The sequence below is a fragment of the Novosphingobium kalidii genome, assembly GCF_040534015.1.
GTDB classification, from domain to species: domain Bacteria; phylum Pseudomonadota; class Alphaproteobacteria; order Sphingomonadales; family Sphingomonadaceae; genus Novosphingobium; species Novosphingobium kalidii.
Genome location: NZ_JBEWLY010000019.1, coordinates 17805 through 27708, shown reverse-complemented (window position 1 = coordinate 27708; position 9904 = coordinate 17805). Strand labels below are relative to the sequence as shown.

General features: G+C 62.0%; 8 protein-coding genes and 2 pseudogenes. 6 read left to right on the top strand and 4 right to left on the bottom strand.

Annotation, left to right across the window (positions count from 1 at the left end):
- Window positions 1-9 precede the first annotated feature (9 nt).
- Window positions 10-1677 carry a cytochrome-c oxidase, cbb3-type subunit I gene (gene ccoN, locus ABVV53_RS11835; RefSeq protein ID WP_353984631.1) on the bottom strand — a complete coding sequence of 556 codons (1668 nt, stop codon included), beginning with the start codon at window positions 1675-1677 and terminating at the stop codon, window positions 10-12.
- A gap of 815 nt (window positions 1678-2492) precedes the next feature.
- Here ccoN and ABVV53_RS11830 point away from each other — a divergent pair.
- Window positions 2493-2974: pseudogene (locus tag ABVV53_RS11830) on the top strand (SDR family NAD(P)-dependent oxidoreductase).
- 211 nt (window positions 2975-3185) lie between these two features.
- Here ABVV53_RS11830 and ABVV53_RS11825 read toward each other — a convergent pair.
- Entirely contained in the window at window positions 3186-3803 is a 618-nt protein-coding gene (locus ABVV53_RS11825) for a TetR/AcrR family transcriptional regulator C-terminal domain-containing protein (RefSeq protein WP_353984630.1), read from the bottom strand.
- A gap of 56 nt (window positions 3804-3859) precedes the next feature.
- On the opposite strand from ABVV53_RS11825, the gene ABVV53_RS11820 reads away from it, so the two are divergent.
- Window positions 3860-5359 (top strand): FAD-dependent monooxygenase, encoded by a 1500-nt coding sequence (locus tag ABVV53_RS11820; RefSeq protein WP_353984629.1) that lies wholly within the window; start codon window positions 3860-3862, stop codon window positions 5357-5359.
- A gap of 43 nt (window positions 5360-5402) precedes the next feature.
- Here the strand turns inward: ABVV53_RS11820 and ABVV53_RS11815 are convergent, their stop codons facing one another.
- Window positions 5403-6296: a LysR family transcriptional regulator gene (locus ABVV53_RS11815; protein ID WP_353984628.1), complete on the bottom strand. Its 894-nt coding sequence runs from the start codon at window positions 6294-6296 to the stop codon at window positions 5403-5405.
- Window positions 6297-6403: 107 nt separating this feature from the next.
- Between ABVV53_RS11815 and ABVV53_RS11810 the strand changes: the two genes are divergently transcribed.
- The 4 genes from ABVV53_RS11810 to ABVV53_RS11795 all read left to right on the top strand — a co-directional run bounded on the left by ABVV53_RS11810 (window position 6404) and on the right by ABVV53_RS11795 (window position 8783).
- Window positions 6404-7267: an SDR family oxidoreductase gene (locus tag ABVV53_RS11810; protein ID WP_353984627.1), complete on the top strand. Its 864-nt coding sequence runs from the start codon at window positions 6404-6406 to the stop codon at window positions 7265-7267.
- Window positions 7268-7329: 62 nt separating this feature from the next.
- Window positions 7330-7776: an AtaL-like protein gene (locus ABVV53_RS11805; protein WP_353984626.1), complete on the top strand. Its 447-nt coding sequence runs from the start codon at window positions 7330-7332 to the stop codon at window positions 7774-7776.
- 40 nt (window positions 7777-7816) lie between these two features.
- Window positions 7817-8590 carry an alkene reductase gene (locus tag ABVV53_RS11800; RefSeq protein ID WP_353984625.1) on the top strand — a complete coding sequence of 258 codons (774 nt, stop codon included), beginning with the start codon at window positions 7817-7819 and terminating at the stop codon, window positions 8588-8590.
- Window positions 8490-8783 carry an SDR family oxidoreductase gene (locus tag ABVV53_RS11795; RefSeq protein WP_353984624.1) on the top strand — a complete coding sequence of 98 codons (294 nt, stop codon included), beginning with the start codon at window positions 8490-8492 and terminating at the stop codon, window positions 8781-8783. Before ABVV53_RS11800 ends, ABVV53_RS11795 begins: the two co-directional genes overlap by 101 nt.
- Window positions 8784-9090: 307 nt before the next feature.
- Here the strand turns inward: ABVV53_RS11795 and ABVV53_RS11790 are convergent.
- Window positions 9091-9659: pseudogene (locus ABVV53_RS11790) on the bottom strand (recombinase family protein).
- Window positions 9660-9904: the final 245 nt, after the last annotated feature.

Here is a 9904-nt window from a genome sequence, read left to right as displayed (position 1 = left end):
AGTTTGCCCTTATTCGGCAGGGGTTGCGCTGAGCGTTTGGGGAAGCGGCCGGTCTGCGGCAGCGTCGTAAGCAGCCTGTCGCATTGGCGCTTCTTCACGCAGGCGGCCCACGATAGTCAGCCAGACGTTGGCGGCCATGATCGCTGCGCCCGCAAGGTAGAGCAGTCCCCCAAAGGCGCGCAGGACGAACATCGGGTGAAGCGCTGCGACAGTCTCGACGAAGCTGTTAACGAGGTATCCGTCGGCACCGTACTCGCGCCACATCAGGCCCTGGGTAATGCCGGCTACCCACATCGAGGCGGCGTAGAAAACAATGCCTACAGTCGCGAGCCAGAAGTGCCAGTTCACCCAGCGCAGGCTGTAGAGCCGCTCCCGGTTCCATAGGCGCGGAACCAGATAGTAGATCGCCGCGAAGGTGATCATGCCGTTCCAGCCCAGCGCGCCGGAATGGACGTGACCAATGGTCCAGTCTGTATAGTGCGAGAGGCTGTTGACCGACTTGATCGACATCATCGGACCTTCGAAGGTGCTCATGCCGTAGAAGGCGAGGGCCATCACCATCATGCGGATGATCGGGTCGGTGCGAACTTTGTCCCAGGCGCCGTTAAGCGTCATCAGGCCGTTGATCATGCCACCCCAGCTCGGCATCCACAGCATGACCGAGAAGACCATTCCCAGTGTCTGCGCCCAGTCGGGCAGAGCGGTGTAATGGAGGTGGTGCGGACCCGCCCAGATGTAGAGGAAGATCAGCGACCAGAAGTGGATGATCGACAGACGATAGCTGTAGATCGGACGCTCGGCCTGCTTGGGCACGAAATAGTACATCATCCCGAGGAAGCCTGCGGTCAGGAAGAAGCCGACCGCGTTATGGCCGTACCACCACTGGACCAGCGCTCCCTGCACCCCCGACCAGAGCGGGTAGCTCCTGGAACCAACGAGGCTGACGGGAATATCGATGTTGTTGACGATGTGCAGCATCGCCACGGTGAGGATGAATGCCAGGTAGAACCAGTTGGCGACATAGATGTGCGGCTCGGAGCGTTTGACGATCGTGCCCACGAATACAGCGAGATAGGCGACCCAAACGATCGTCAGCCACCAATCGACGTACCATTCGGGTTCGGCGTACTCCTTCGACTGAGTGACACCCATCAGGTAGCCGGTCGCAGCCAGCACGATGAACAGCTGGTATCCCCAGAACACAAAACGAGCGAGACGCGGAAAGGCCAGTCGCGCGCGGCAGGTGCGTTGCACCACGTAGAAGCTGGTGGCGATCAGGGCATTGCCGCCAAACGCGAAAATCACCGCTGAAGTATGCAGTGGCCGTACGCGCCCAAAGTTGAGGTATGGCTCCAGATTGAGATCTGGAAAGGCGAGCTGCAGGGCGATGAACAAGCCGGCGAGGAACCCGGCCATGCCCCAGAATACCGTCGCGATCATGCCCCAGCGGATGGGATCGTCGTCGTACTTGCCAGGGTCAACGGGCGTGCGGATGACGCCGCGCGCAATCGCGCCGTAGTCGACGCGGCTGACGCTCAGCCACAGGCCGATACCGGCCGCCAGGGCGATTATGGTCATGTGCACTGCGAAGCCGCTATCCGCGGCTGCGGCGGCCGCCAGGACCGCGATGAGGAGCGCTGCCGACCACCAGCCGGCACGCGCGAGAACCGTTTCCATGATTATGTCCCGCAAAGGAATAGCAAGCGGACAGCCTCTGCAGCCGTCGTCCCGCGGGCTCATTGATGGGAATCAAAGATCCGGCGTATCAGTAATGTCCACAGGTTCCCAGACTTGGCCGGAATCACGGTAGCGAGAATCCCGAACGCGACGTGCTGGCACCTTCATCTTATGGTAAACATGCATTTCGATGGCGAGCGGCTCGTTTTATCGGCGTATCCGGAGGGGACGAAGCTCATTGGTTTGTCCGCCCCTAGTAATGGGGACCGCTCATGAGATGAGTCGCCTGCGCGAATTTGAAAGCGACCTAATGGCAGTGATCGAGTGGGCCCAAGCGGCGTCCACGGAGCACGTGGCGGAATCTGCCCGTAGTGCGTGTGCAATCGCGAGCGTAATAAAGTTCTGGGGCTGCTTCGACAGCACAAAGGGGCTGCGGGAGAGACCCCTCAGAGTGAAGCAGGTTTTTGAGCCAGAGGATCGTGTGCTGGTTTCAAGGGTTCGCCTTCTTCGTAACCGCATTGTTGCTCATGATGAGCAACGAGTCAGCGGCCACTTCCCATTCGTTGTCGTCGCGCCCAATGCGGAAGCTACACCAGCCAGCAACGTGCAAATGACTACTCCGGTGTAGGACATGCCCGACTTCTCTCCCATCGAGCGATTGGCACGTGTGGCTGTTAGCTGGGTCGACGACGCTTGCGAGACGGCAGGTCGTGCGGTCGTTGCAAAGTTCAACGCTCTTCCCCTATCTGCCCGCCGATCCATCCTTGAGACTTATCCAGGATTTCGCGTGAACATTGGTCAACCTGTTCGGCACGATGAACGTCGCGCGCGCGGTCGCCCCCTACATGCGTGAGCGTCGTTCAGGCCTCGTCGTCACCATCTCGTCGGTCAGCGGGCTGGTCTCCAACGGCAGGGGATCGTCTACTCGGCTTCGAAATTCGCGGTCGAGGGATGGATGGAGGGCTTTGCGCAGGAGCTGGAACCCCTGGGCGTCCGCTCGCTCCTGGTCGAGCCGGGGATGCTGCGCACCGACTTCATGGACCGGAAGTCAGCGAGCTTCGGCAGCATCGACATTCCAGACTATGCCAAGGCGGTCGCGCAGTATCGCGCGTTCGTGGACGGGGCCAACGGCAACCAGCCGAACGATCCGAAGCTGCTCGCCACACGGATCGTAGCCCTTGCTTCGCAGGGCGAGACGCCATCACGGCTCGTATTCGGCGACGACGCCCGGCAGTGGGCCGGCGCGAAGATCAACGAGTTGCGGCAGGAGATCGCCCGATCCACCGATCGCGGTTAACACGACAAGACAGACCAAGCCGCCGGGACGTGACTGCTCGCCCGATTTTGGCAGCTACTCGCGGCCGGCGGGTTCTGATCCCGATAATGTTGCGGCCACGATCGGGATGAAGCTGCGCTATCGACCTGAAGCTGTCGAGCGCTTCCAAAGTCGATCAGCAATGGCGGGGCAGTTCACAAATTTCAGCGGCAGACTTTAAGCTGCAGTGCCTCTATCCTAGCCCGCGCAAGAACGTCCTGATCCCCAACTCGAACCGACTATCGAAGTCCCAAGCCAGAACGGTATCTAAGCTTTGCGCGAGAGCCGGGAAGCGCGAGCTGTCGATCTTGGTCAAGTCGCTCGGTTCGACTGAGGCATCGGCCTTTGATCCCCAGCGCGAGGAGAAACCCTGCTCCTCAATGGTGAAGCCAAGCACGAAATAGACAAGGTTGAACATCGCGTCGGTGGCCGTGCGCTCGTCCAACCCTTTGCGCAGCAAAGCGCTGAGAGCGATTTCCGCGACGTTAAGCACGTTCTCGCCCATCACGAAGGTGCCGGCATAGATACGAGCGCCATCGCGGCGTGACAGCAGCGCCTTGCGCAGCTCGACCGCGAGCGATCGCAGCACCTCGTCGGGCGCTGCATCTGCGTCGATTATGCCCGCCACGGGCGCGATCAGCGCATTCGCCATCTGATCAAGCAGGTCCTGCTTGGACGGAAAATGCCAATAGAGCGTTGGCGCTTGCACATTCAGGGCTTTCGCCAGTGCCCGCATAGTGAGCCCGTCGCTCCCCACCTCATCCAGAAGTGCGAGCGCTGTCTCGACCACGGCCGGTTTTTCGATCTTCATGTTGACTCTCTAACACCGTTAGGCATGGTCTAACAATGTTAGATTGGAGACATGAGATGAAATGTTACGACGTGATTGTGGTCGGCGGAGGTCCGGTGGGGCTATGGGCGGCATGTGAATCAAAGCTCGCCGGGTTGGATGTCGCCGTGCTCGAACGGCGCAGGCAGAGAGTAGAACAATCCCGAGCGTTGACGATTCACGGCAGGACCATCGAGTTGTTCGCGATGCGCGGGATCGACGACCGCTTCCTTGCCGAGGGGAAACCCATCCCTACCGGCCATTATGCAGGTCTCGAGACGAGACTGGACTTCTCGTGCTTCGACACGCGCTTCCCATTTACGCTTTACCTGCCGCAGAGCCGGACCGAGGAGTTGATCGAGGATCATGCGCGCGATCTGCGCGTGGAGATTCTGCGCGGACACAGGGTCAACGATCTCTCGGGGAATGCCGAGGCGGGCTATGAGCTGACCGCCGAGCATGAGCAGGGCGCATCCACCTTCAGCGCGCGGGCAGTGATAGGCGCGGATGCGCGACGCAGCATCGTCCGTCAAAAGGCAGGCATTCTGTTCGAGGGCCATGATGCGACACTCAGCATCATGATGGGCGACGTTCGCATAAAGGGGCTGGAAGGGCCACCGCTACTCATGGTCACGAACGAGAGAGGGGGAGTGACTATTGCGCCGGTCAGCGCTGACGGAACGGTACGTGTCATCGTGATCGATCCAGAGCGAAAGCACGTTCCGGTGGACGAACCCTTGTCCCTGGAAGAACTGGCAGCAGCGGCGCGGAGAATATTGGGCCAGGAATTACAGTTGAGCGAGCCGTCCTGGCTCACCCGCTTCGGCGACGAGACACGGCTCGCCTCGCATTATCGTCACGGCAACCTGTTCGTAGCAGGCGATGCCGCGCATCTCCATTTTCCGGCCGGCGGGCAGGGAATGAATGTCGGCCTGCAGGATGCGATGAACCTAGGCTGGAAGCTCGCCTCTGTCCTGAAGGGCGATGCCCCGGACGTCTTGCTCGACAGTTATGAGACAGAACGCAAGCCGATAGGTGCGCAGCTCGCCCGCAATACCCAGGCACAAGGGGCGCTGATGACCCGGTTTGATCCTGGACACCTCGCACTTCGGAGTGAAATGTCCGAACTCCTGAGAATCCCCGAAGTGAATCGCTGTCTTGCCGGCGTGCTGTCAGGCTTCGATCTACGCTATCCGAGCAGCGACCTGTTCGGCAGCGGTGACGGTGCAGGCGAACGTATCCCCGATCGCTCGCTGACCCTCATGGATGGAACATCCACCAGCATCCACAGCCTGCTCTGCGGCGGCAAGTGGCTGCATCTCTCCAACCAAAGCGATGCGCCGGTGCCGCTGCCCCACTGGTTGCGTTCGGATACCGTACTCGCCGGGGACGTGAAGCACGCCGAGAACGATGCGGAGAACCGCCAGGTCGGGGCCATGCTGATCCGTCCCGATGGTTATGTGGCCAGGAAGGTGATGCAGGATTCCGAGATACGCCGAGGACAGCAACCGCTGCCGCGCAATTGTACAGGTATGTAGACCATGCCCGAGGCCGCGTGCCAGGCGGCGCGCGGCCATGTCGTCATTTTCTCAGATAGTTTGCAAGCTCTTCGGGGGTTCCCATCGGGAAGGCTTCCTTCAGGTGGTCAAGAAACGCCGCGACGCGCGCACTCAACAGCCGGCGCGTGGGATAAAGCGTCCACAGCGCGATTTCCGCTCCTTCCACATCGCCCCAGTGCACCAGCGTGCCGTCGGCAAGATCGTGGCTGACGAGCGAAATGGGAAGCCGTGCGGCGCCCAAACCCGCGCGCACGGCATCGCGAGCCATGATGAGCGATGACAGACTCAGGACAGGATTGACCCGGATCCGCGCGCGCCCAGCCGGTGTCGTGACGTTCCACGCATCGGCCTGTTTAGCCGTCCCGCGCACCACAGCCGGAACGGCGGGGCCATCTGTCGGCAGCGTCAGGTCCGGGCTTGCCACGACCACCATCCGATCGCGCAGGAAGATGCGCCCGACGAGGCTCTCATCAGGCTCCGGATTGACGCGGATCACCAGGTCAAAGGCTTCCTCGACCATGTCGACAGGCCGGTCCTCGGTGGTGACCTCGAGACGCACCTCCGGGTACTTAAGCGCAAAACCGGCGGCGAGCTTCCCCATCGCGGTCTGCGAAAAGAGCAAAGGGGCGCTGATGCGCAACCGACCTCGCGGACTGTGCCCCCCCGACGCGATTGCGGTGGCCGTCTCGTCGAGCTCGGTGAGCAGCTGGCTCGTCCGCTCGAACAGCGTGCGTCCTTCCTCGGTTAGCTTGAGGACGCGCGCGCCACGCTCGAACAGCCGCAAATCGAGGCTCGCCTCCAGTTCCGCGACGCGGCGTGACAGCGTCGCCTTTGGACGGCCTGCGGCGCGGGAGGCCTTTCCGAACCCGCCGTGGCGGGCGACCAGGTTGAAATCGGCAAGAGCGAGAAGATCCATGATCGTTCCATAAGTGAGACGGTCTGTCTAGATATAGCGCCTATCGGACCGGATGTGGATCGCTATTTTGGGGGCAAGCAAATGGCTCAACCCGAAGGAGTAACATCATGACCATTCTCGTAACCGGCGCCACCGGCAATGTCGGAAGCAATGTCGTCGAACAGCTCGTCAACCGCGGCGCCGATGTCCGCGCTCTGGTCCGCGACCCCTCGAAGGCGAGCCTTCCCGAGAGCGTCGAAACCGTCCAGGGCGACCTGCTCGACGTCGACTCGCTGCGAAGCTCCATGCAGGGTGTCTCCACGCTGTTCCTGCTGAACGGCGTCGTCGCTGACGAATTCACCCAGGCACTGATCGCGCTCAACGTCGCCCGCGAAGCAGGGATCGAGCGGATCGTCTATCTGTCGGTGATCCACAGCGACATCTACGTCAACGTGCCGCACTTCGCGGGCAAGTTCGGCGTCGAGCGGATGATCGAGCAGATGGGGATGAACGCCACCATCCTGCGCCCGGCCTATTACATGGACAACGAAATCACGATCAAAGACGTGGTCACCGGCTATGGCATCTATCCGATGCCGATCGGCGACAAGGGCCTGGCGATGATCGACGCCCGTGATATCGGCGAAATCGCAGCGATCGAGCTGATCCGCCGCGAACAATCGCCCACGCCGCTCCCGCTCACCCGCATCAATCTGGTCGGCCCGGACACGCTGACCGGCACGGGCGCCGCCGCGATCTGGAGCGAGGTTCTCGGCCGCGAGATCGCCTACCCGGGCGACGACACCGCCGGGTTCGAGCAGAACATGCGCCGGTTCATGCCGGGCTGGATGGCCTACGACATGCGCCTGATGGCCGAGCGCTTCGTATCCGACGGCATGCTGCCCGAGGCCGGCGATGTGGACCGGCTCACCACGCTGCTCGGCCGCTCGCTGCGTACCTACCGCGAGTACGTCGCGCAGATCGCCGGCTGACACCGCCAATCCCCACACGAACAGGGACCATCGCCATTATCTATTCGACCGCAACCGTTCCGGTGAACCCGGAAGGCGAAACCCCGCTCACCCGCGAGCAGGTCTGGAAAGGCCTCGAGCTCAAGGCTCGCGACGCCCGCCTGTTCCTCCCGCCCGGCCTGTGCACCAGGTGCGACGTCACCGAGGAGAGCCCGACGCATTTCGTCCGCGAAGCCGCCATCGCCGGCGCCGACCTGCGCGAGATCATCACGCTCGAGCCGCAACGCAAGGTCACCTTCTTCCAGGCGACCGGCCCGCGCGAAGGCGCCATCGTCAACGAACTGTTAGAGGACGATGCAGGCGCGCTTCAGCTCAAATTCTACTGCTACCTCGGGCTGCGCGACAAGGCGCCGAACGGACCCGAGGAGCAGGCCGAACAGAAGCAGTTCGACAGCGACAAGGGTTACAAGGCGGCCCTGCTGTCCACGCTGAAGCGCACCCGCGAGATGCTCGCCGCAGGCAAGCTCTGATCCTCGTCTCCACTGCATCCACCAGTTCAGGAGAACTCCCATGACCGATCTCTGGTCCCCCATAAAGCTCGGCAATCTGCAACTGCCGCATCGCCTCGCCATGGCGCCGATGACTCGCAGCCGGGCCAAACCCGACGGCACCCCCGGCGACCCCGCCCCCGAGTATTATGCGCAACGCGCGACGATGGGCCTGCTGATCACCGAGGGAAGTCAACTCTCCGAGGACGGGCAGGGCTATCTGAACACGCCTGGTATCTACACCGACGATCATGTCGCCGGGTGGCGGAAGGTGACCGAAGCCGTCCACGCGGCCGGAGGCAGGCTGTTCATCCAGCTCATGCATGTCGGCCGCAGGTCCCATCCGGAAAACACCGCGCATCATCGCCAGCCGGTCGCCCCTTCGGCGCTCGCCCCGGGTGAAGACATGTTCACCAGCAAGGGGATGCTGCCGGTTCCTGAGCCCCGTGCGCTAACGACCGAAGAGGTTCGCCAGACCGTTGCCGACTACGCTTATGGCGCCGCTCGCGCGATCGAAGCCGGCGCCGACGGCGTCGAAGTGCACGGCGCGAATGGATATCTGGTGCATCAGTTTCTGGCGCCGAATGCCAATGAACGCACCGACGAATATGGCGGTTCACTCGAGAACCGCGCACGGTTCGCGATCGAGGTCGTGCAGGCGGTCGCCGCCGCGATCGGGCACCGTAAGCCTGTCCATGGATCTGGCCCGCTCCGGCGTCACTGCGAACACTATCAGCCCAGGATGCACCCGGACGAAGATGTTCGAGGGAACGTTGAAGACGATGGGCGATGTTAGGGGTTGGCCTGACGATCTAGACGAGCGCGAGAAGGCGTTCATGGACCTGGGGCTCTTCGCGTGCACATCCGCTCGCTATGGTCGATCGGAGGAGATCGGGACACTGGTCGCCTTTCTCGCCAGTCCGCTCGCCGGGTTCGTCAACGGCGCAAACTACAGGATCGACGGAGGCCAGGTGCAATCTGTCAACTGACGCTCACCGCCGTTCCGCCGCATCTCGCACTCCCCTGCGGCGCGCTACTTGGTGAGGCTATGGTCAGGAGCTTCCAACGGTCTCTGCATCGTTTTCTTGAACAGAACTTGATGTGACGGAAAACACATGTTCCCCGTGCATTTGTCCATTCCCTGCCAGATCGCATCGGTGGGCTCGGAGAGCTACACGATAAACCCTGTCGCTTTGCTGTGGTGTACGACAATCTAAGTTTTAGGGTTTGTCGGCACGCGCGATTGTATCGTTGTAGACTTCAGCGCTGATTGGCACGTTCTGTCATCGGTAATTGTCACGCTTGGTCGGCGCGCTCGCTGGCCGGGAAGTGGCGGTAGAAGGTCGAGCGCCCGACTTGCAGCAGCTTTGCGACCTTGGCGGGGCTGTCGCCCGCCGCAAGCTGCTTGCGGGCGGTGTCGAGCATGTCGGGTGTCATCACCGATTTTCGGCCCCGCCGTTGCCAGCCTTGGCACGTGCCGCTGCCAAGCCAGCGATGGTCCGTTCCTTTATCAGCTCACGTTCCATCTCCGCGACGGAGGCGAGGATATGGAACAGCAAACGGCCCGATGGCGTGGACGTGTCGAACCCATCCGTCAGCGATCGAAAATCGACCCTTCTAGCGGACAGGTCGGCCGCCAACTCGATCAGCCCTTGGATTGAGCGGCCGAGCCGGTCCCGCTTCCAGATGACCAGCGTGTCACCGGCCCGCGCGAAGTCGAGGGCTTCGGTCAACCCCGGCCGGTTGGCCTTTGCGCCGCTCGCTTTGTCGGTGAACAGCTTTTCGCACCCGGCCTTGGTCAGCGCATCAGTTTGCAGCGTCAGCTCCTGATCGGCTGTCGAGACGCGCGCATAGCCGATCAGCATTTGTCCCGTAACTCCGTCCCGAACCCAGCCAGCGACCGTCCGCAGGCACTTGCGCATGCGTCGCGACGGTTTCAGGCCCGCGAAGGCTGCCCCGACGACGCCGGCGACGTTCCAGAAGACGAGTTCCCAGGTGGGGTACGCCGCTGAGATGAACGAACCCGCTCCATTGCTCGCCGAGCGCCAGACCGTTCGAATCGGCCCTTCGCCGAAGGGCCGTTGATCAAAAGTGATGAGATTCGTTGCCA